Origin of the sequence: Salinisphaera sp. G21_0 (genome assembly GCF_017744115.1) — a bacterium.
Taxonomy (GTDB): Bacteria; Pseudomonadota; Gammaproteobacteria; order Pseudomonadales; family Endozoicomonadaceae; genus Endozoicomonas.
The window spans coordinates 165467-188612 of the sequence record NZ_JAGHQW010000004.1; the positions used below are offsets into that span (position 1 = coordinate 165467).

Annotated in this window: 17 protein-coding genes and 1 rRNA gene; 11 read left to right on the forward strand and 7 right to left on the reverse strand. The window is 48.6% G+C overall.

Features of this window, described 5'->3' with window-relative positions; all coding sequences use genetic code 11:
* Positions 1–222 precede the first annotated feature (222 nt).
* Positions 223–996 (forward strand): exodeoxyribonuclease III, encoded by a 774-nt coding sequence (locus tag J7439_RS03445; RefSeq protein ID WP_209200444.1) that lies wholly within the window; start codon positions 223–225, stop codon positions 994–996.
* Between the two features lie 250 nt (positions 997–1246).
* Entirely contained in the window at positions 1247–2695 is a 1449-nt protein-coding gene (locus J7439_RS03450) for a hypothetical protein (protein WP_209200445.1), read from the forward strand.
* Positions 2696–2797: 102 nt separating this feature from the next.
* On the opposite strand, the gene J7439_RS03455 is transcribed toward J7439_RS03450, so the two are convergent.
* Together J7439_RS03455 and rph are read right to left on the reverse strand one after the other, a co-directional pair.
* Positions 2798–3385, reverse strand: coding sequence for an AAA family ATPase (locus J7439_RS03455; RefSeq protein ID WP_209200446.1), 588 nt, complete (start codon positions 3383–3385; stop codon positions 2798–2800).
* An 86-nt stretch (positions 3386–3471) separates the two neighbouring features.
* On the reverse strand, positions 3472–4188 hold the full coding sequence (rph, locus tag J7439_RS03460; RefSeq protein WP_163372308.1) for a ribonuclease PH: 717 nt from the start codon (positions 4186–4188) through the stop codon (positions 3472–3474).
* A gap of 262 nt (positions 4189–4450) precedes the next feature.
* On the opposite strand from rph, the gene J7439_RS03465 reads away from it, so the two are divergent.
* The 3 genes from J7439_RS03465 (at position 4451) to J7439_RS03475 (ending at position 7746) form a co-directional block, all read left to right on the forward strand.
* Entirely contained in the window at positions 4451–5320 is an 870-nt protein-coding gene (locus J7439_RS03465; protein WP_353622987.1) for a YicC/YloC family endoribonuclease, read from the forward strand.
* A gap of 106 nt (positions 5321–5426) precedes the next feature.
* Positions 5427–6041, forward strand: coding sequence for a guanylate kinase (gene gmk / locus J7439_RS03470; RefSeq protein WP_209200448.1), 615 nt, complete (start codon positions 5427–5429; stop codon positions 6039–6041).
* A 145-nt stretch (positions 6042–6186) separates the two neighbouring features.
* On the forward strand, positions 6187–7746 hold the full coding sequence (locus tag J7439_RS03475) for a hypothetical protein (RefSeq protein ID WP_209200449.1): 1560 nt from the start codon (positions 6187–6189) through the stop codon (positions 7744–7746).
* A gap of 143 nt (positions 7747–7889) precedes the next feature.
* Here the strand turns inward: J7439_RS03475 and J7439_RS03480 are convergent, their stop codons facing one another.
* On the reverse strand, positions 7890–9707 hold the full coding sequence (locus J7439_RS03480; protein WP_209200450.1) for an aminopeptidase P family protein: 1818 nt from the start codon (positions 9705–9707) through the stop codon (positions 7890–7892).
* Positions 9708–9929: 222 nt separating this feature from the next.
* Here J7439_RS03480 and rpoZ point away from each other — a divergent pair, with 222 nt between their 5' ends.
* The 3 genes from rpoZ to J7439_RS03495 all read left to right on the forward strand — a co-directional run bounded on the left by rpoZ (position 9930) and on the right by J7439_RS03495 (position 12961).
* On the forward strand, positions 9930–10181 hold the full coding sequence (gene rpoZ, locus J7439_RS03485; protein WP_209200451.1) for a DNA-directed RNA polymerase subunit omega: 252 nt from the start codon (positions 9930–9932) through the stop codon (positions 10179–10181).
* Positions 10182–10266: 85 nt separating this feature from the next.
* Positions 10267–12399: a bifunctional GTP diphosphokinase/guanosine-3',5'-bis pyrophosphate 3'-pyrophosphohydrolase gene (gene spoT / locus J7439_RS03490; protein WP_209200452.1), complete on the forward strand. Its 2133-nt coding sequence runs from the start codon at positions 10267–10269 to the stop codon at positions 12397–12399.
* Positions 12400–12574: 175 nt separating this feature from the next.
* Complete coding sequence (locus J7439_RS03495; RefSeq protein WP_209200453.1) at positions 12575–12961, forward strand: RidA family protein; 387 nt, start codon at positions 12575–12577, stop codon at positions 12959–12961.
* A gap of 680 nt (positions 12962–13641) precedes the next feature.
* Here J7439_RS03495 and J7439_RS03500 read toward each other — a convergent pair.
* Positions 13642–14499 (reverse strand): SDR family oxidoreductase, encoded by an 858-nt coding sequence (locus J7439_RS03500; RefSeq protein WP_209200454.1) that lies wholly within the window; start codon positions 14497–14499, stop codon positions 13642–13644.
* Between the two features lie 195 nt (positions 14500–14694).
* Between J7439_RS03500 and J7439_RS03505 the strand changes: the two genes are divergently transcribed.
* Both J7439_RS03505 and recG read left to right on the forward strand, forming a co-directional pair.
* Complete coding sequence (locus J7439_RS03505) at positions 14695–15603, forward strand: hydrogen peroxide-inducible genes activator (protein ID WP_209200455.1); 909 nt, start codon at positions 14695–14697, stop codon at positions 15601–15603.
* 17 nt (positions 15604–15620) lie between these two features.
* Entirely contained in the window at positions 15621–17705 is a 2085-nt protein-coding gene (recG, locus tag J7439_RS03510; RefSeq protein WP_209200456.1) for an ATP-dependent DNA helicase RecG, read from the forward strand.
* A gap of 42 nt (positions 17706–17747) precedes the next feature.
* Here recG and J7439_RS03515 read toward each other — a convergent pair whose 3' ends face one another.
* From J7439_RS03515 to J7439_RS03525, 3 genes are all read right to left on the reverse strand, one after another.
* The gene (locus tag J7439_RS03515; RefSeq protein ID WP_209200457.1) at positions 17748–19700 is read right to left on the reverse strand and encodes a hypothetical protein; all 1953 of its coding nucleotides are present in this window, start codon (positions 19698–19700) and stop codon (positions 17748–17750) included.
* 269 nt (positions 19701–19969) lie between these two features.
* On the reverse strand, positions 19970–20395 hold the full coding sequence (locus tag J7439_RS03520) for an Mpo1 family 2-hydroxy fatty acid dioxygenase (protein WP_209200458.1): 426 nt from the start codon (positions 20393–20395) through the stop codon (positions 19970–19972).
* A 167-nt stretch (positions 20396–20562) separates the two neighbouring features.
* A complete protein-coding gene (locus tag J7439_RS03525; protein ID WP_209200459.1) occupies positions 20563–22122 on the reverse strand; it encodes a SulP family inorganic anion transporter in 1560 nt (519 codons plus the stop codon).
* 905 nt (positions 22123–23027) lie between these two features.
* Here J7439_RS03525 and J7439_RS03530 point away from each other — a divergent pair.
* Positions 23028–23146, forward strand: a 16S ribosomal RNA gene (locus J7439_RS03530); the annotation flags it as partial.

Sequence of the window (23146 nt, forward strand, 5' to 3'; positions counted from 1 at the left end):
TCTGTCGTACAGTTGATGCAGGGTTAATCCCGGTTGAGTAACTGTATCCTTGAAAAGCTTAGACTTTAGCCGTCGTTCATCCTGATCAAAGCAACTGCTGCTCAGGCTGAGATTTGCTCAAATGGTTTTGCAGGTCTTCAGTTTCTGTTTTTCCGGTTACTGTCTTGCCGAGGTAACAAGCTTAATGCCAGAGCGTGTAAACGGCCTGGTAAGGTGTATTCGATGAGAGTTATCAGTTTAAATTGCGAAGGCATTAAAAACGCACGGGAAAAAGGCCTGTTTGACTGGCTTCTGGAGCAGGATGCTGACCTTATCTGTCTGCAGGATACTCGTGAAGACGAGCAGGTGATTGAGGATCAGTATTTTCTTGATGGCTACTTTGGTTATGCTTTCAGTGGTTACAACAGGGTTGAGCGAGGCGGTGTAGCCATCTATACCCGTCATGCTCCCAAGGCTATTATCAGTGGCCTTGGTATTCCTGAGGTTGATGAAACCGGCCGTTACCTTCAGGCAGACTTTGACAAGATCAGTCTTGTCAGCCTGTACGTACCGGAAGGTGACAGTGAAGAAAACCTGAATTTCAAGTACCGTTTCCTGGATGGCTATTCGCACCACTTAAGCAAACAACGTCGTAAGCGTCGTGAGTTCCTTATGTGCGGCACCTGGAACATTGCACACCGCAAGATTGATGTGGCTAACTGGCGTGATGCCCAGGAGGTCTCAGGTTTCAATCAGGCCGAGCGTGGCTGGATGGAAGGTTTGCTGGGTGATATGGGCTTCTTTGATGCCTATCGTGAGGTTGACCGGGAAGCGGGCAAATACAGCTGGTGGCAAGATGAGTATCTGCGCCATGACAATGTTGGCATGCGTATCGATTACCAGATTATCACTCCGGGCATGCGTCACCGCGTGCTGAATGGTGGTATCTACAAGGGGCAGGTCTTCTCATCCCATGCACCGGTCATCATTGATTATGACTGGGAGCTGGGGTTCTGACTATTTCCTGTTCCGGGACCTGATTAATCGTTTTGTTCCCGGATAGGAACATCACTGAAGAAGGAGAGAGTCAACAACGTTGGCAACCTCCTTTTTTCACTTTTACTGAAAAAGAATAAAGTTTCTGATTTGAGTAATCACTCTACAGTGTGTCGATTTGTCGTCCATTGTATGGAACTTTTTAATAGACGCACGGTCAATGGTACAGTAAAAAAATTGCTGACAGGTTAATTCAGGAGTGCCGGATGCCGTGAATATTCTGACCAAACCCGCTCAATCATTCTGTTCTGTCGTCCAGACTCGGGATATAGCCACACAAACAGAAAAAAGTGCTATCAATCACCTTGGAAAGGAGGTGAAACTTATTGCTCCCCGTTATTTGTATAATACCTGTTTTCCTTACCAAAGAACGAAAGTATGCCAGGATGAGTTGTCCCGAAAAATCAAAATTATCAGAACAAATGCGTCATTGATTAATTTTCCATTGATTGAGACTGCCTTACTGGCTAAATATGGCTTGTCCAAATGCATTGCCAAAGAGCAAGGCAAAAGATTTATTGCCGAATGTGCCATCGCCACTGCCATTAATGTGCAAATGCCTATCGGTAAAACGGAGGGCAGACTGGAAGGAGGAGATCTTCAATATTTGGGTGAGTGTATTAACAGCCTGGAAACTCTGATGGTAGAGGGGTGGAATTTAGAAGCATCGAAACGTCTGAAGAAAAACCTGGTTTATGAAAAAACGCGAATCACCATTCCGTACGAAAACCTGAACAGTGACCGGAAAGATGCGGTCAAGAACTATATTCTGAAAAACCGGACACTCTTTGTTAACGATGCAGCAACTGAAAAAACAACTCAAGCCCTCAACCTGTTCAGACATCAGTTAGCCTATCAGAATGCTCTGGGTCTATACCCCCGGACACCCCAACTATTCGACCTGAGTTCCCCACAAACAATCATCGATATTGAGGCTAACAGAGTGTTTCCGGGGGATGAATCCGGCGTACAGGAAATCCGGGGTGTCCTGAAGGCAAAAATGACCCGGGTGCTGGCACAAATGACCGACCCTGACTCAGAGCTGGTCAGTATGATGCTGGAGGATAAACGCGCTGCTGGCACTCTGGCAGATGGCGACAAACAAATCCTCAGAGCAGCGTTGACCCGTCACCACGCACAAATGCCCATACCTGGCCCTGAGGCATGTCTGTTTTATTTGCAGTTTGCATTTGAGTTCAGGGCGAGTCTGATGTCTTCAGGCCTGGATCCAGAAGCGCTGTCTTCGGTAATTGTTGGCTGCCTGAATATGCATCAACTTGCAAGACGGAATCAGAAAATCCAACAGGTGGAGATCTCCTGGGAAAGTTTATTGCATGCCTGGTCGCAAAGCAGCAGGATCTTATCAGTTTTATCGTACATAAAAACATCAGACGACATGGAATCATTGGTCAAAGAGTGTGGTAAACAACTGACGTATGTACCGGATACAAACTTTTTCAGGATGATTAATAACCCATGGGTTTGTGAGAAATTAAAGATTACCCCCCAATACGCCCCGGAGTATCACCAGAATAACCAACCTGGCAGCAGTTCAGGCCCGGGCTTTATAGCTAACTCAGACAACGGTACGCGAAAACGACCAGCAAATAGCGATGATACTGTTCCGCACTCCAGTAAAATGGCCCGCCCGACAGAGTAAACAGAACATTGGGTACTTTGTCGTAAAATGAGTGTTCGTGAAGTTGATTCAGGCTCTAAAGAACCGCAATTCATCAATTAATAAGAAAAGATTAATGTACTGTTATTTTCTGATGAAGTTTTGGATCATCTGGATACATTCGTCGGTTCTTTTTTCAATATCAGTACTTTCCATCATCAGGATCTTTTTTTCAGATATTCCGGGATCGACGGTGTTGCACAGTACCCACTGATCAATATCTTTCTGAAAAATGATATCGTCACTGCGAATGCCATCACTCGCCAGTGCAAATTTTCCTGTTGGCAGATAGCAGTAAGCATCAATTTTCTGGCTAATGGCGTTGGCCAGCTTGAGCATATAAGGGCTGATAGGGGTATCGCATATTTTCAGCCAATATCGATGGTAGGCAAGTAATGAGGGAGGACCTGTATCGATAATGCCATGACCTTGCAGATTCTCTGTCCACTCAAGCATGGCACCCAGTGCCGATCCCGCCATGGCCGTGGAAGTAACCTGACGGATTGCCTGATCTTCAACTATTGCGTCACGGGGCGTCTTATACTTCAGATGTTTTGCGATTTTTCGGTAATAGTCGGTGAATACCGACCACTCACTCCCAAGCTCTTTTACGAGAGCGTTACAGAGTGTTGTTTTACCCGTTCCATGGGAACCAATAAGTGAAATAATCATACTGCTGACCTGTTACAGAGTAAGAACCCGGCATATAGCCGGGTTCTATTAAAAATAGCTCAAGCAAAAGGACAGGTAGTAAAGTGTCATTCTGCTAACGCTTTTTTCTGTAACTCAATAATTTCCTCAATACCGGATCGTGCCAAGGCCATCATGGCCAGCATTTCATTCTGGCTGAAAGGGGCTGCTTCTGCCGTTCCCTGGACCTCGATAAAGCCGCCAGCATCGGTCATCACCACGTTCATGTCCGTTTCGGCACTGGAGTCCTCAGGATAATCAAGGTCAAGAACCGGGCTGCCTTTGTAGATTCCCACGGAAACGGCGGCAATCATGTGCAGGAAAGGATCACTTTTGACCATCTTCTTCTCCTGCATATAGCGCAGTGCATCCACCAGTGCCACACAGGCTCCGGTAATTGAGGCTGTGCGTGTGCCACCGTCGGCCTGAATCACATCACAGTCAATATTAATGGTGTTTTCCCCGAGCTTTTTCATGTCTACCGCCGCACGCAAGGCACGGCCGATCAGGCGTTGAATCTCCAGCGTCCTGCCACCCTGCTTGCCCCTGGAGGCTTCCCTTCCCATTCGTTCCGTGGTGGACCTGGGTAGCATGCCGTACTCGGCGGTGATCCAGCCCTGGCCGGTTCCTTTGAGAAACCGGGGTACACCGCGTTCTACCGACGCGGTACAGATGACTTTGGTATCGCCAAACTCAACGAGCACAGATCCTTCTGCGTGTTTGGTATAGTTGCGGGTGATGTTTACATCACGTAATTGGTCTGCCGTTCTTCCGCTAGGGCGCATTTGGGTTACCTTGGTATGTCTGAAAAAACGTGAGCACTGCAAAATTTGCGGAATTATAACTGTTCAGTGGGTTTTCGGGAAAATAGAGTTTGAATAATCAGCTCTCTTTGTTGATGCTGCATCATTAAATCAATGACATACATTCAAGTGGTCAGTATTTTTAGAACTATAGTTTTTCCAAAATCTTATCTCATCGGTTTATTTTGTGGATAAACTTCTGAAATAATGGGTGTTTATTAGCCCACCGATTAAAGAGTATTTCATGACTTCCAGCATGACTGCATTCGCCCGTGTTCAGATACAGGAGGATTGGGGAAGCCTGGTATGGGAGATTCGATCCGTTAACCACCGTTACCTTGAGCCCCACTTCCGTCTCATGGAGCAGACACGGGAGATCGAGCCTGCGTTGAGAGAATTGATTCGCAAGCAACTGAAGCGAGGTAAGGTTGAATGCAGCCTGAAATTTCAGCTGGTTGAGAAAGAGCAGGTGCTGGACCTGAATCGTGCCCTGCTGGAAAAGCTGCAACTGGCCGTGCGTGAGGTTGAGGCCCATTTTTCCCGTGTTGCACCGGTCAATCCTCTTGAGGTTCTGCTTTGGCCCGGCGTGCAGAGCAATGAAGAGACGGCAATGGCCGTTGTTCATCGGGCTGCCATAAAAGGGTTCAACACAGCGCTTATTCAACTGAATGAGATGAGACAGCGGGAAGGTCAGGAGCTGCAGTCTTTCATTGAGGCCCGTTTGGATAAAATGGGGGATGAGGTGCTGCGGCTTCGTGGGCTGCTGCCGGAAATTCTGCAAAGCCAGCGTGAAAAAATCCTTGATCGACTAGCTGAAGCCAGACAGGAGCTAAATCCGGAGAGGCTGGAGCAGGAAATGGTGATACTGGCTCAGAAGATGGATGTCGATGAAGAGCTGGATCGTCTGGAAACGCATATAGCTGAAGTGCGCCGAACACTGAAAAACCCCGGGCAGGGAGCGGTCGGACGGCGATTGGATTTTCTGATGCAGGAACTCAACCGGGAGGCAAATACCCTGTCGTCCAAGTCCATTCATGCTGGCCTTACCCAGACTGCTGTAAACCTCAAGGTCCTGATCGAGCAAATGCGCGAGCAGGTCCAGAATATTGAATAGGAAACCCTATTTAATCAAGAAGCTATTTTTGCTTTGTGGTAAATAACAGGTCTGGCTTATCCTATAGTACATAGGTTTAAAACAGGGAGTTTTCCCTGGAGTGTTCATGAATATTGGCAAACTTTATATTATCGCTGCCCCTTCCGGCGCTGGAAAGACAAGCCTGGTAAAGGCCATGGTTGAATCTACGCCCCATGTGCGTGTATCTGTCTCTCATACCACCCGGGGTATCCGGCCAGGTGAGCAGGATGGCGTAAACTATCACTTTACCTCTGTCGAAGGCTTCCGGGATATGTTGAACAAAGGCATGTTTCTTGAGCATGCTGAAGTCTTTGGTAATTATTATGGAACCTCGGCACACTGGGTTCGTGAACAGCTGAACAAAGGTGAAGATGTTATTCTGGAGATTGACTGGCAGGGGGCGCAGCAGGTTCGCCGTTTGTTGCCTGATGCCGTATCAATCTTTATCCTGCCGCCTTCTCTTGAGGCTCTGAGGGAACGATTGATCGGGCGGGCTACCGATGATCTTTCGATCATTGAAAGACGTATGTCTCAGGCGGTCAGTGAAATGTCCCACTATGGTGAGTTTGACTACCTGGTAATCAATGATGAGTTTGATCTTGCCTTACGGGATCTGCAAACCATTATTCGAAGCCAGCGCCTGTCAATTAATTGGATGCAGCACTACAAAGAAGATCTGATTAAAGGTCTCATAAACTGAGTAATTAAGGGTAAGTAGTTGATCAAAAGAGATCATATTTTCTGTCCAGGTGTCAGTCACTCTGTGGCGTTACAACTTTGGTCATATAACGGCTATGCTCCCTGTGTTGTCCTTGCATAGCGACTGTTCATTCAGGTAGAAATATATGATTCCATTTGGTCGGCTACTTATCAGCTTTAAGCAACAAGCTATATTTAAATCCAAAGAATTAAAAGGAAGTAATGTTATGAGTGTTAACAGAGTACCTGATAGTACCATTCCAAGTTATTATCAAAAATATAAAAAGCCTGTTAATGGTCAGAATTCCGTACAGGATAAGCAACATAAAGTAGGTAGAGTATCCTGTGATAGTCAAATTAGAAAAACGAATAATGAACATTACCAGGTTAATAACACAGTAATAAAGCCAAAGCAGGTAGATGCTCTAGATCATCTTTCTGATACTTTTATGAACCCAAATGATGATAAGAGTAATCAGTTTGATCGAGACAAACCACCAAAATTCCTTTCCAAAGTCGCTAACAAGGGGATCAAGGCTAAATCTGCAGAAGAGGCAAGAGGTGCAATAAAAAAGTATTTCCAGCTACTGAGGAGATCTTACTCCAGAGACGCACCTCCTTCACCAGAAATAAGAGAGCAGTTATATAATGACGTTGTAAAACTGTCTGCTAAGGTAATGAGCTTTGAATTTACCGCTGGTCGGGATAAGGATAAGGAAAAAGCGCTTGGTTTAACTGCAGAGCTTCTTCAACAAATGCTGACTGGCCTGGAAACCTCTTCTGCTGAGTTTGTAAACAGCCAGGTGACAGCCGTTCTTTCCCTTGGAATGATGACCCCAGAGGATAAAGAGTTTCTTTTTGGCTCCTGCCTGAATACTCAGATTGTTTCTGTGGATAAATACACTGCTGACATAAGAAATTTAGACAATAAAATTTCTAGCCTGAAAACGAAGTTAGCTGGTTCAAAGCAAGATGAGGCAGAAGGCCTGCAGCGCAGAATCAAATCTGCGGGTATTGAACGGGCTGATTTAGAGAGAAAGCATCAGCTGCTGGTGTCTAAAGAAGTAGGGGGGATGCATGGCCAAAAAGAGTTTTTCCAAAGCTGCTATGAAATTATGATGAAGCAAGTCAGGACTGAAATCAGGTCTGGTTTAAAGAAACAATTAAAGCAAAAAAATAAAGCAAATTTTGATGAAGGAGTGAAGTTGGTTAACCAAATAATGGAGAAGATGGATTCAACCCTTCGTAGTAAAGCTGAGTCTATTGCTAAAAATGCAGCCAACCAAAAAAAGGGTATTCAAGCGGAAGATGTTTATCAGAAAAAAAGAACAGACCTTTTTTTACTTCTGAATGAAGAGGTTTCAGGGCTTCTTGGAGGTGGTATAAAAGAATCTCCTGACTTAAAATCTACACCTGTGCATAAAAATGATGCAGTGCCAGCCCATAAAGTTGATGATGGAAAAAGTTTTGATAGAAACAGTGAGTCACGAAAGCCTGTGCACAAGAAGAAGGGCTCTGAAGCCAATAAACTGTCGACCTCAGTAACGCAAGTATTAAAAGAAGCTGTTGTTAAGCAGGATCAAAATATAGAAGCTCCCGCAGCTATTCAGCACAAGTCTTCTGATGTTAAGAACCAGGTTGCAGTTAAGGATCTGATCAAGTTATTTGAAGACGTTGCTGAGAAGCACAGAATTGAGGATAAGTAGTAAACCCAATGAAATAATATTGGGTTTCATTTGCCCAACTACAGAATATGGGATTCCCTGGGCGTTAATCGATCTGGCTATAAACCAAGTATGCCCGTTGGCCTTTTGTTATGCCAACGAGCGATACAGTGTTGGTTCCTTATTTATAAAGACTTGGTAGCTTCCCTCAGCCATTCAAAATCTTGCCCCTGGAGTTCAGGTGAAAGCGCCTCTCTGACCATTTCGTGGTATCCATTCAGCCAGTTAATTTCTGTATCAGTCATCAAATCTTTCAACAGGGGGCGAGTGTCAAAGGGCGCAAGGGTCATCGGGACGAGTTTATAGAACTTGCCAAACTCATTCTCGATGTCCTCCGCGATCAGCATAATATTCTCAAGCCTGACACCATGTTTGTTATCACGGTAAATGCCGGGTTCGTTGGTCACCAGCATGCCGGGCTTCAGGGCAACGTCAAACCATCTCGGGCTGATGCTCTGGGGGCCTTCATGCACATTCAGGAAATAGCCCACCCCGTGGCCGGTACCGTGATTAAAGTCAATACCTTCACTCCACAAAGGCTGACGGGTAATGGCGTCCAGCTGTATTCCCCGTGTTCCTTCCTTGAACCTGGCCGTCGCCAGGGCAATATGGCTTTTCATCACCAGGGTATAGTCTCTCTTCTCTTCATCCGTCATCTCCCCGCAGGCAAATGTGCGGGTGATATCCGTTGTTCCATCGGGGTACTGAGCGCCTGAGTCGATTAACAGCAAACCTTTGGTTTGAATGGAATAAGCGGACTCTTCATCCGCCCGATAGTGACAGATAGCACCATGGGCAGCATAACCGACAATCGAGGGAAAGCTGACCCCCCGGAAATGCTCTGACTCTGAGCGGAACTGCAGCAGCTGTTTATCAATATTGACTTCATTCAGCTGCCCTGTGGGAATATTGCTTTCCAGCCACCGGATAAAGCGGACCATGGCAGCACCATCACGGCGATGACACTCCTTCATTCGCTCTATCTCAGTGCTGTTTTTGATGGCCTTCAGGTCGGTGGTGGGCAATCTGTCTTCGATCAGGTGAATCGATGCAGGAATCGCGGAGGCCAGTTGGTAACCCGTGGTGGCCGGGTTGATCATCAGGTGAGTGTTATCCGCAAGCGTTGACAACCTGTCCAGGACTTCATCATAGGCCGCCAGCTCTACACCAGCTTTTGCCAGGGCTGACAGCGCATCTGCTGCCATTCGCTCTTTGTTGGTAAACAGTGTGATGCTGTCCGGTGAAATCAGTGCATAGGCAAGAAATACCGGGTTACAGTCAATATCAGAGCCCCTCAGATTAAACAGCCAGGCAATATCATCCAGTGTGGTGATAAGAAGCTCTGTTGCTTTTCGCTCCTTGAGAATCTCCCGAACTTCAGCGACTTTCTCTGTGAGGGTTTTACCGGCATAGGCGTCCTGGTGAATAAAGACGGGCTCAGCAGGCAGTGCTGGCCTGTCGGCCCAGATATCATTCAGCAGATCGTGATCGAATTTCAACGTAACGGATTTAGCCACCACTTTCTTTTCAAGATTTCTGACGTGGCTCAGACTCAGAGTGGCACCATCGAAGCCAATGCAACCTTGCTCAGCGACGGCTTCTGTCACCCAGTCAACCATTGATGGGACGCCGGGCTGACCATCTTTCATCAGGGTGATTTCTGAGCCTGCCAGCTGCTCTGAGGCCTGAATAAAGTAGCGGCCATCTGTCCACAGGGCTGCTTTATCCTGTGTTACTACCAGCGTACCAGCAGAGCCAGTAAAGCCAGAGAGCCAGGCTCTCCCTTCCCAGTGGGGGGCTACATACTCACTGTTATGGGCATCGGAAGACGGGATAATCCAGACGTCAATGCCATATTCAGCCATTGCACCACGCAGATCTTGCAGCTTTTTGGTGCTCTTTGGGCTCTTGGTTAAGTCAGAGCGGTTCGGGGTATTCACCATGTATCTATTCCAGGCTTTTGGCCATTCGGCGAGTTAGTTTTGGGCAGGGTTTTTTTTCTACTTAGATGATGCTTACGAATACTATAATCCGCACCCTTCATGGAGCAAACACTAACCCTGCTAAAGCTTGTCTGGCTACAGGTCGTAAAGTACACTAAAGGGTCAGGCAAACCGGCATTAAGGTTCTGTTTCTGAACCTGATTCTAATTGATGGAGTAAAACGTGGCTCGAGTAACTGTAGAAGACTGTCTTGATAACGTAGATAACCGCTTTGAACTGGTGATGGTCGCCTCCAAGCGTGCCCGCCAGCTGACCATTGGTGGTAAGGACCCCAAGGTAGACTGGGAAAATGATAAGGCAACCGTGGTTGCTCTGCGTGAAATCGCCGAAGGTCTGGTAACCCCTCTTTCCATTGACGACCGCACGGTTGATGACGACGAAGCAGCAATGTTTCTCGCTGGTGTAGAACAATAAGCGTTTTACCTTCGTACTATCTTTGGATCACAGGCTTTAGAAGATAAGAAGGTGCAATGGATGATCTGCGCTTAAGGAGCGGACTTTGCTGACCATCGATGAGTTTGCCGGCCGCTTGAAGTCCTATCTGAATCCCGAGCAGGTCAATCTGGTTCGTCGGGCCTACTATTATGCGGAGCAGGCCCATGACGGACAAACCCGCCGCAGCGGCGATCCGTACATTATTCATCCCCTGGAAGTAGCCTCCATTCTTGCCGATATGCACATGGACCATCAGAGCCTGATGGCTGCCATGTTGCACGATGTCATTGAAGACACCGGTATCGAAAAGCAGGACATTGCCGGGCAGTTCGGTGATGTGATTGCGGACCTTGTGGATGGGGTCAGTAAGCTGACCCACATGAATTTTGAAAACAAGACGCTGGCCCAGGCCGAAAACTTCCAGAAAATGGCGCTGGCCATGGCCAAGGATATCCGGGTCATTCTGGTTAAGCTGTCAGACCGCCTCCATAATATGCGCACGCTAGGTGTGCTGAGGCCTGACAAGCGCCGTCGTATAGCCAAGGAAACGCTGGATATCTATGTGCCGATTGCCAACCGTCTTGGCATGCACACGCTCCGAATAGAGCTGGAGGATCTGGGCTTCTTTGCCATGTACCCCATGCGGGCCCGGCTGATTCGACAGGCGGTGCGCAATGCCCGTGGCAACCGTAAAGACCTGGTTAGCCAGGTTCAGCAGGCGATTGCTGCCCGCCTGGAGGAAGAAGGCCTGAAAGGCCGGGTAGTGGGTCGTGAAAAGCATCTGTACAGCATCTACAGCAAGATGAAGAACCAGAGTAAGTCCTTTGACGACATCATGGACATGTTTGCGTTCCGAATCATTGTGGACAAGGTTGACAGCTGCTATCGGGCACTGGGTATTGTCCATAACTTCTATAAGCCCATTCCCGGGCGGTTCAAGGATTACATTGCCATCCCGAAAGCCAATGGCTACCAGTCGCTTCATACCACCCTGTTTGGTATGCACGGTGTGCCCATAGAAATCCAGATCCGGACCCAGGAAATGGAAGACATGGCCAATAATGGCATTGCTGCCCACTGGCTTTACAAGTCCGGAGAAGAAGCGCTGTCAGGCAGTCATGCCAGAACCCGGCAGTGGCTCAAGGGTGTGCTGGAACTGCAGAAAAATGCCGGAGACTCACTGGAGTTTATTGAGAACGTTAAAATCGACCTCTTCCCGGATGAGGTTTATGTATTTACCCCCAAAGGGCATATTCTTGAGCTGCCCAAAGGTGCGACAGCGGTTGATTATGCTTATGCCGTCCATACCGATGTGGGGAATACCTGTGTAGCCTGTCGTATCAATAAACGTCTGGCGTCACTCAGTCAGCCGTTGCAGAGTGGCCAAACCGTTGAAGTGGTTACCGCGCCCGGCGCAAGACCCAATGCAGCCTGGTTGAATTTTGTTGTCACGGGTAAAGCGCGATCCAATATTCGCCACTTCCTCAAGCATCAGCGCAGAAATGAGTCAATTGCCCTGGGCCGACGTTTGCTGAGCAAAGCACTGGTCAGTTTTGACAGTAGCCTTGAGCAAATCAGTGAACAGGTTATTCGCCAGCAACTGTCCGTGTTTGATCTGGATGACCTTGATGGGCTGCTGGAAGATATTGGTCTCGGTAACCGGATGGCCTATATCGTTGCCAAGATGCTGGTTGAGCCCGGTAGCCTGCCTGAGAACAAGAGTCAGCTGGACCTGTCCAACAGTGAGAAACCGCTGTCTATCCGTGGTTCTGAGGGCATGGTCATCAGCTTTGGCAAATGCTGCTATCCAATACCGGGAGACCCGGTTGTTGGCCATGTCAGCTCGGGCCGCGGCATTGTTATTCATACGGATACCTGCCCGAATGTCTCTGAAATTCGACATAACCCGGAGAAGGTTCTGGAAGTTGAGTGGGATAAGGAAGTCTCCGGTGAGTTTACCGTAGAACTCAGCGTAGAGCTGGAGCATCACCGTGGAATGATTGCCTCTCTGGCTACCGCCATTACCGCGGTGGAAGGCAATATCGAGAAGATCAGTATGGTAGAGCAGGACTCCCGTTGCAGCATTGTTCAGCTGCTTCTCAGTGTTCGTGACCGGGTGCATCTGGCCAAAATTATTAAACGACTTCGGGTTATTAAAGGGGTTTACTCGATTATTCGACGACGTCGGGATGCATAAACTTCTGTGAATTAAAGCATTACAAGAAAAAAACCGGATACTGCACCGCAAAAACACAGTATCCCGTAAATATCGCTCTAAATCCTTGAAAAATAATGTTTACACCCTAGTATCGGGTGTCTTCTTTTTCTTTTTTCCATGGGCTTCTGAATCCCAAGCTTAAGAGAGTAGATCGATGAGTAACCGACAGACGATTAATACTGATAAGGCTCCCAGGGCTATTGGCACCTATTCTCAGGCGGTAAAAGCAGGAACCACTGTTTATATCTCGGGCCAGATTCCACTGGTTGCAGACACCATGGAATTACTGGAGGGAAGCTTTAAGGAGAAGACCCGCCTCTGCTTTGAAAACCTGAAAGCCATTGCCATGGCGGCTGGCGGAACCCTTGGCGATGCTGCCAAGGTGACAATTTACCTGACCGATATGGCGAACTTTGCTGAAGTCAATGAGGTCATGGCTGAGTTTTTTAAACAGCCTTATCCCGCCCGTGCCGCTATTGGTGTCAAAGAGTTGCCAAAAGGTGTACCGGTCGAGGTGGAGGCTATTCTGGAACTGAAATAAGTTTCTGCAGTGATAGAAGCTCCTGGTCATTTTGAGCCAGGGGCTTTACGAATATTCTGCGGCTAACATCGCTTTTTGGTTTGATTCGTTTGCAGCTTTCTGATGTATCAATAATCACAATTGGTCGAGTTGCATTGTCGATACTGGGTTTAGTCTGGAGTCTCAGGCAGTGTGAGCACTCGGAATAGAACTGGCAGTGGCTCTGCCATTGCATATCGAAAATTTCTGAGTGATGTTTGCCTGATTCATTCTTTATACAGCCTTGCCCTGCGGGTAATGAGTGCATTGCTATATCACCCTGCCCTCCGGAAATTTCATTAACAGATCGTCCTGAGTGGCAATGAGCGGACAAAGTGCTCTTGTTGTTTTCTGCATTGAGGTTCTGCACCCTGTTGTGTATTGGTGCGACAGAAGTTGATGGGGCGGCGCTCACAATCTTGTGCTCTTTCCAGTGGTTAAAAATATCCGGCTAACCATTAGAAAGATTTTTAAAGCGATAGTTCAAAAATAATGAAGCGAATTGTAGTTCGATATGCCCATAAATCTGTCTTGTGGATAACTCTGTGAATTATATCTTGGTAAACCGTTAATAAGCCTGTATTAACGGTGGTTCAGGTTTTTTTAGCCTGTGGATGATCAGGCTCTGCTGGCTGTCAGCCTGCCCGCAGAACCTGCCTGGTTTAATCCCTGTTATGGAGAAGGCTGGTATAACCACTTTTATAATCAGGAAAGTAAAACTTATAACCTGTCTCAATAATCCGCTGATTAGAGCACCGTCGATTACCCCTTTGAGGTGATGGATAATTGATATTGTCTAATGCCACATTCAATTGCTCACCAAGCCATTGCAGCACATCAAACGTTGTCGCCGGGGTACTGTCAACGCCGAGATATAAGTTATCCACCGGCAGATGGTCCATATCGCGCCGAATAAGGTGGGCGATGATGCCGGCACAGTCTTTTTGGTGAATTCGGTTACTGTACACGGCAGGCTTTATCGGGCAGCCTTCACCTTTCAACACCCGGCTGATCAGCCGGTTTCGGCCGGGTCCATAAATCCCGCCAAAACGTATGGCTGTACCAGGGAAGGGAGCATGCTGTAAGCGTTTTTCTGCAGCCAGCATGATTTGACCATTGAATTTCACCGGCTGGGTTGCCGACGTTTCGTTCACCCATTCGCCATTACTCTGGTGGAAAGTGCTGGTGCTGGAGGTGAAAAAAATACGTTTTGGTTGGTATTGCTCGTTCACCAGACGGTTAAGAGTATTCTGCAGCCCATCAATGTAAGCCTGTTGATAATGCGCTTCCGTTCTTCCATTAGAGGCGGCGGCATAGACCACGTAGTCAATCTGTTCAGGCCAGTCACCGAGCATTTCGGCATTAAACAGGTCACCCCGGATGGGGTTAACGTCAGCAGGTAACCTGGCAATATTTCGCCGTAACCCCCAGACATTAAAGCATTTCATGGCGGTTAACTGCCGGGCGAGTTCACAACCAACATCGCCACAACCCGCAATCAGTATGTTGAGCTTATTCATAGCTATAGTCTATTGGTTGGTATAATCTTCGGAAAAAACATAATGGCAATTTCGTTTATATGGCTGTATAAATTTACAGTATTATAGATGGCACGAGCATCCTTGCCAGTCTTTCAGGGCTTTTAAGAGCTAAAAGCGTTATATGAACTCAGGGCTGTTCATCGAGCTGTCTTATCAAAACAGTTGAAAATCATTATGACACTGACAGAACTTCGCTACATTGTCACCCTTGCTCAGGAGCAGCACTTTGGCAGAGCTGCCAGTAAGTGCTTTGTCAGTCAGCCAACACTGAGTGTCGGGGTCAAAAAGCTGGAAGATGAACTGGGTGTTGCCCTGTTTGAGCGAACCCGGAATGCGGTTCGTGTTACCCCAATGGGTGAATTGATCGTCAGTCAGGCTCAGAAAGTTCTGGAAGAGGCATCGGCTATCAAACAACTGGCGAAAACCGGTCAGGATCAGCTCAGTTCTCCCCTGCGAGTAGGTGCGATCTACACCATTGGTCCTTACCTTTTTCCCCATCTGATTCCTCAACTGGCACAGTCCGCCCCCAATATGCCGCTGTATATTGAGGAAAACTTTACCGCTGTTTTGCGCAAAAAACTGCGTCTGGGGGAGCTGGATGCCATTATCATTGCCCTGCCTTTTAATGAACCGGATGTGTTAACCAGGCCGCTTTATGATGAGCCTTTCCGGGTATTGTTGCCAGGTGGTCATCCCTGGGAACGTCAGAACGAAATTGATCCGGCTGATCTGGTCAAAGAAAAGCTGCTGCTGCTGGGCGAAGGCCACTGTTTCCGTGACCAGGTACTGGAGGCCTGCCCGATGCTGGCCAGTAAAAAAGAGGTTGGCGATGATGGCAGTGGTATTGAAGCAACCTCACTGGAAACCATCCGACATATGGTGGCGTCGGGTATGGGGATCAGTGTGCTGCCACAGTCAGCCGTTGTCGATCATCACTACGCGCCCGATATTCTCAGCACCCGGCCATTTCGTTCGCCAGCACCTGGCAGGACGGTGGCCCTGGCCTGGCGCGCCAGCTTCCCGAGGCCGAAGGCAATTGATGTGCTTTCTGATGCCTTGAGGCAGTGTTCGGTTAATCAATAAGTGGGCCTATGGTGAGTATGAACAGGTCATTACACGATATTCCGGTAACCACGTTAAAAGGCGTTGGTGATGCCCTGGCCGGAAAGTTGGCCAGAATAGGCATTGTCACTATTCAGGACCTGCTTTTTCACCTGCCAATGCGTTATCAGGACAGAACCAGGGTGACACCCATCGGCACACTTCAGCCTCAAACCGATGTGGTGATTCAGGGGAAGGTGCTGGCATCGGATATCGTGATGGGAAAGCGTCGCAGCCTGCTTTGCCGGGTTGGTGACGGGTCCGGATCCATAAGTCTGAGGTTCTTTCACTTTACCGCTGCCCAGAAAAATAACCTCCGGCATGGGGTTGAGATTCGCTGCTTCGGGGAGCCCCGGCGAGGTGCTACCGGGCTTGAGATGTATCACCCTGAGTACCGGGTGATCAAAGCCGATGCCCCGGCGGACGTTGAAGAGACATTAACGCCGGTCTATCCGGCAACAGAAGGTCTGACTCAACAACGAATCCGCAGTTTGTGTGAGCAGGCATTAAAGCTGCTCGCCGATGAAAGCTCTCTGCAGGAACTTCTCCCGGAGCAGATCCGGCAGAAATATCACCTCAGCTCACTGGTGGAAGCCGTTCGACTACTGCATCAGCCGCCACCGGAAGAGTCGATGATACTGCTCAGCGAAGGGCGGCATCCTGCCCAGCAACGTCTGGCTTTTGAGGAGTTACTGGCCCATAACCTCAGCCTCCAGCAGCTCAGAAGGCGGGTACAGGCAATTGGTGGTTTTGCCATGCCACCGGAAAGCCGGTTAACCCAACAGTTATTGGCGCAACTTCCCTTTTCCCTGACCTCTGCCCAGCAGCGAGTGGCCGATGATATCAGTCAGGATATGGCCATGGAAAAGCCCATGCTGCGACTGGTGCAGGGGGATGTTGGTTCGGGCAAAACCGTTGTCGCCGCACTGGCAGCACTGCAGGCGGTAGAAAATGGTTATCAGGCCGCAGTGATGGCTCCAACGGAAATTCTGGCTGAGCAACATCAGCTTAACTTCTCAAACTGGCTTAAGCCGCTGGGTATTTCCATGGCGTTCCTGTCCGGAAAAACCAAAGGTAAAAAACGCCAGGAGATTTTAGCCCGGATCGCTTCTGGCGAAGCCATGGTTGTGGTCGGCACTCACGCCCTGTTTCAGGACGATGTGGTGTTCCATAAGCTGGGTATGGCGGTGATTGATGAGCAACATCGATTTGGCGTTCACCAACGCCTGGCACTGCGGAAAAAAGGGGCAAAAAATGGCGGGCTGCCTGACCAGCTGATTATGACCGCTACCCCGATCCCCAGAACATTGGCCATGAGTGCTTACGCCGATCTCGATGTTTCTGTGATTGACGAGCTGCCGCCGGGACGGACACCCATCAACACTGTCGTTATAGGTGACGACCGTCGTGAAGAGGTCATTAAACGCCTCAAGGCCGCCTGCCTTGAAGGACGCCAGGCTTATTGGGTATGCACGCTGATCGAAGAGTCTGAAGCATTGCAGTGTCAGGCCGCAGAAGTGACGGCAGAGCAATTGCAAGAAACACTTCCAGAGTTGTCTATAGGTCTGGTTCATGGCCGGATGAAAGCCAGCGAAAAGGCGGAGGTGATGAACGCTTTCAAGGAAGGTCATCTGCACCTGCTGGTGGCCACCACCGTTATTGAAGTGGGTGTTGATGTACCCAATGCCAGCCTGATGATCATTGAAAACCCGGAAAGGCTGGGGCTGGCCCAGTTGCACCAGCTTCGGGGGCGAGTGGGTCGTGGTAAAATCGCCAGCCACTGTCTGCTGATGTACCACGCGCCGTTATCGCGACAAAGCAGGGAACGCTTGCAGGTGATGAGAGATTCCAATGATGGCTTTGTGATCGCCGAAAAAGATCTGCAGCTAAGAGGCCCGGGTGAGGTTTTAGGTACCCGGCAAACAGGTCTGGCACAATTCCGGGTTGCCGATCTGGAGCGGGATCGTGACTTGCTGGTGGCTGTGCGCACGGCCGCTCAGGAATTAATGCACCAGTCACCAGAAGCAGTAGAGCCGTTGGTGAATCGCTGGCTGAGCAAGGGGGAAGAGTACGCGAATGTTTGACAAATTTGCCAGATTCAGGGGAATCCGCAGTAGGTCAGTTAATTATTGGTCAGCCTCCCGTGAACCTGTATCGGGCATGATCTGCCAGAAGGAAACAACCTCTGACACTGAAACATCACCATTCTCAGGGGGCAAACCGGTGACCTGAAGATTACGGCTGCACGGGCTGAAGCTAAATTTTGCAATCCTGTTTTCTGTTTGCAAACGGGCCCTTTCCTGCCAGCTCCCGTCTGCCGTCAACCCGAACAAAATCAGGCTGTGAGTATTTGTTTCAGGAACTACTGCCAGCAGGTAATCTTCTTGATTGAAATCTGCTTTTTTGATGGAAAATTCGATGCGTTGCCTGGCCCACTCACCGGCAACAGACTTACGTTGATAGATATCCGTATGGCCCGCAGGATCGTTACAAACAATGGTTTCACCGCTGGGGCTGATGATTGTCAGGGACTCAGCGGGAAATGTTTGTGTCCGGCCCCACATTCCGGACTCCGCCTTGCGCCAGATTGTTACGCACCACCACCTCTTTCTAATGAATTCACAAGGGTCCACAGAAAAATAAATCTTACCACCACCGCAAGGTGGGGGCTCCTGAACAGAAGGCAGCCATTGGTCGTCAGCATTTAATTCCCAGATATCCAGACCATCTTCAGTGGTGATAATCAGACAGCGACCATCGGGGCTGAAATCAGGTTGAATATCGTAATAACGACTTGGGCAATCGCAGGTTTTAATAATTCTCTGTTTTTCACGCCATTGCCCTTCCGGGTCCGGGGCAAAAATGACGACAAAGAAATAATCTCGTCGAATAGAAGCGTTGTAGCAATCATCGCCGGCATCTTCAAACCATGTGGCAAAATGGCGATTATCCGGGCTGAATAGCACTTGGAGATCAAAATCATACTCGCTCACTTTATCGCCACTGGGTGTGAGTTTCAGGTCATCATCAGGATCTTTAACAACAATGTCACCCGTTTGTGACCAGGATTCATCGTCTGCCTTGCCCATCACCGTAATGAATGATCCACTATAAATCACAAGATGTTTGCAGTCGGCACTGAACAGTAAATTATGATTAAGACCTGTATGAATGTTACCTCTATTGACCCACCGGCCATCGGTACCCCGACCGAGAATAGCACCAGCTTGTCCCATGTTAATACAGACCAGTGACCTGGCATCAGGTGACAGGTGCATGGAAGTCATAAACTTTGACCCACATTGAGGAAAAACGTCACCCGTTGTCAGTTGCTGTTGCTCAATCCACGCCCCATTCCTGCATTCATAAACAGACAGCAAGTGCTCTTCACCACTGTAATCGTAGTGAAAAAATCCCGCACTCCCAAAGCTTACCGGAACGGATTGTGCGACAAATAAAATATGGTCGGCATTCTGATGACTAAAACTGGCAATGTGATCGTGTTTGATTTCAGCTTTCCTGACCCAGTGACCATGCTCCAGAGCCAGAATATCACTGTAATTCTTCGCCTTTCTCTCGGTGAGGATGGGAATATGATCATGCAGATGATGGGTAAAGCGTTTAACATTTAAGCTGCCACTGGGTGTAAGGGTCAGTGCAGCCCCGTCAAGAATCTGCTGGCGCAAATGGTTGGCATAAAATGAGTAGAAAGCCGGGCCCAGTTGCACAGGAAAGCGTCGAACAGAAAATATGGACAACGTTCTGAGGTGCTCAAGGAGTTGCTGACTGGACTGAATGATTGCCCGGCACGAAGACTGCCTTTGCCTGGTCAGGGAGAGGAAGTACTGGACCTCTGCCAGGCCGCATGACCGCAGACGATCAGCCGTGGCCGGCGATGCTTGCGCAAAATTATTGATTTCGTTGATTGATAAATAGCTGGCGATTTTGGCGAACACTTCCTGGGATACACGAACCCACCGGTGATCAAAGCGAGCCATATCACGGGCTACTTCAGGCTTGATTTCATTGCTCAATGTATCGATATCGGTACTGGTCTTTAACCTCTTTGCAGGTGGCATAATGTTAAACCCCCAAGGTGACTCAGGCAGTCAAGTATAGTCCTGCTGCAAGGATGATCAGGCACGATCTGCGAGGGAGAATTAACAGAACAAATGTCGTACTTTTCCGCAACCAACTGTTTACACCTGTGAAAGCGACCGATAAAACAGGCGTTACCTGCTTTCGATCAGATCTTATCCAGCCAGGGTGGCTGGAAAGAGGCTGAAGAGGCCATTGCCATGGTAAGGGAGGGATGAGCGACAGTGGTCAACCCTTTAAAAGAAGGGATTCAATAATTAATATTGAGCTTTCTAAACAGGAAGCCCAGGCACCACAATGGCCCAATCAACAGAAACTGCAGATCCTCAAAAAACGACGGCTTTTTCCCTTCAACCTTGTGACCAATAAACTGAAAGATCCAGGCAACGACAAAAATCGCAATACTGGCGTGTAAGACATAAGCTCCAAGCGCTTGAGAGATGGCTGCTGATGCGGCAAAGACAACAATCATGGCCAGCGACAGTTTGAAGGAGAGCTTGAAATAGAACAGCAGGGTAACGGCCATCATCGCCCAGGTGGCAACAGGGCTGAATGCCCATATTATACCGATAATGCTGAAAAGGATGGATGGCACACAGATCCAGTGGATCAATTTATTGGTAGGATTCTGGTGGCTTTCGCCATATTCCGTGAACCACTGCTCGACGGTTTTCATAGCTATGACGCCTCTTTATATTCTTATTATTGACACGAGGAGGTAATTTATCATCTGGTGCCACGGTTCTCAATTGGTGTCTGGTCAGCTATTCACGGGCATAGAAGAGTTGCACCTATTAAAAAGCCCGGAGTTCAGTCCGGGCTCTGAGTCATGCTGGATGATAATCAGGCATTGGTAGCAACAAAGTACTTGGGATCTTCGATGACGTTCACTTCCACCAGGTTACCCGCCTTTTTCAGCAGCTTTCTGCAGTCATTGCTGAGGTGAAGCAGGTGTAGCGTTCTGCCACTGTTCATATAGCGCTCGGCCAGCGTATCGATGGCTTCCAGCCCGGAATGGTCACAGACCCTGGAGTCCCGGAAGTCGATAATAACATCCTTGTTGTCGTCTTTTGGCGAAAACTGCGTCAGAAAGTGTGTGGTGGAACCAAAGAAGAGTGGACCATGCACCTTATAAATGGTTGAACCATCCTGGTCTTCCAGTTTTGTGATTTGGATCTGTTTGGCGTGATCCCAGGCAAAAATCAGGGCAGAAACAATAACGCCGACAATAACCGCCACCGCCAGGTCGGTCAGAACGGTGACTACCGAAACCAGCACCAGAACAAAGGCATCCCCTTTGGGCACTTTGTTCATGATTCGGAAGCTGCTCCACTCAAAGGTTCCGATAACAACGATGAACATGACACCAACCAGGGCAGCCACCGGAATCATTTCAATTAATGAAGAAGCAAAGAGGATAAAGGTCAGCAAGAATAACGCTGCCGAAATACCAGACAGACGGCCCCGACCACCAGAGTTCACATTGATCATACTCTGGCCAATCATCGCACAGCCACCCATGCCGCCAAAGAAACCGGTAACCACATTGGCCACACCCTGACCCACACACTCCCGGTTACTGCTGCCGTGTGTTTCGGTGATTTCATCAACCATTCTCAGGGTCAGCAGTGACTCAATGATACCGATAGCGGCCAGAATCAGAGAGTAGGGTAAGATGATCGTCAGGGTTTCAAAGGTAAACGGCACTGAAGGAATACTGAATGCCGGAAGCCCGCCCGCAATACCGGCAACATCGCCAACGGTTCTGGTATCAAGATTCAAACCGAGGGCGAGAGCGGTGACCACAATGATGGCGGCCAGAGAAGAAGGAATGGCCTTGGTCAGCCTGGGCAGAAAATGGATGATGGCCATGGTTAAGGCAACCAGCCCGAGCATCAAATAAAGCTCACTGCCTTTCATCCAGGCAACATCAATAACACTGTTTTCCAGGAAAGAGCCGGTTAACCAGCCGGCTTCACCCTGAACACCAAACTGACTGAGCTGCGCCAGAAAGATCACGATGGCCAGACCATTTACAAAGCCAAGCATCACCGGATGGGGGACCATTCTGATGAACTTGCCGAGTTTGAATATGCCGGCGAGCACTTGAATAATGCCCATCAGAACCACCGCTGCGAACAGATACTGTACCCCGTGACTGGCAACCAGGCTGACCATAACCACGGCCAGGGCACCCGTTGCTCCGGATATCATTCCCGGGCGGCCACCAATGGCTGCAGTAATCAGACCAACAAGAAAGGCAGCATATAAGCCGACCAGAGGCTCGACCCCGGCAACAAAGGCAAAGGCGACAGCTTCTGGAACAAGAGCAAGTGCTACCGTTAAACCGGAAAGAAGATCATTCTTTATGGTGGCAACGTTTCTGGCGTGGGGTTCGAACAAGTGGTGTCTCCAGCAATATATATGAGTCTTGAAAGGTGTTAACGGCATATAGGTGCCGGTATTGATTGTTTACTATTGGAGAATAGTAGAGCTGCTATCTGTCTGACTGACCGGTTGGTTATTGTGAAAAGAACCGGGAGCAAACGAGACACATAGGGTATTGGCAAGCTGGCTGGGAGCATTGCTGCCATATTGGAACGATTGAGTATCCTGAAGCCGCTTGCCACTTTTAAATCAGGCGCAAACTATTGTCTGTTTTGTGAAGGGCATTCTAAAGAAGGGGGGTTGTAAAGGCAATGTCACGGCTCTCCCCCATATGGAGGCTATCAGCCCGCCCTGCTTCGGACTGTGGCTTAATTATAGGTATTGTCCTCAGGTTGTTACATAAAACATCTGCCGTATAATACACCCCACTTCCACGGACTGACCCAAACGGTCATCCACGGATCGGCAGAATGAATCATCATCGCTGACCGGGAAGTGCGGTTTGAAAATGGGTTGTTTGGAAGTGAATGAAAAACAATCGGTTGACAAATCAAACTGGCGCGTTAAGATGCGCCTCCGCTGACAGGGCTTGAGAGCAACGTTAGCGAGTTGGAAAGCTTCTTTACTTCTACGGGAAAAACGAGCGCTTGACAACGAAAGCTGCTTCGGTATGATAGCGGCCTCGCTGATCGGCATCATCGCCGGTTAGAGATTGGGTCTCAATGACTTGGTCAAGTTCTTTAACAAGATATCAGACAATTCGTGTGGGCGCTTGTGCGATTGCATCGGTAACAAAGCTTCGGCTTTGAACACTTTAAGATGCTTAATTGATCAAGCGAACATACCTGTAAATTCATGTACGTTTAATTGTGACATTGAGCCGTTGTTTTGTTCTTCGGAATAAAATGACAAAACGATTTAAACTGAAGAGTTTGATCATGGCTCAGATTGAACGCTGGCGGCAGGCCTAACACATGCAAGTCGAGCGGTAGCGGGAAGAGCTTGCTCTTTGCCGACGAGCGGCGGACGGGTGCGTAAC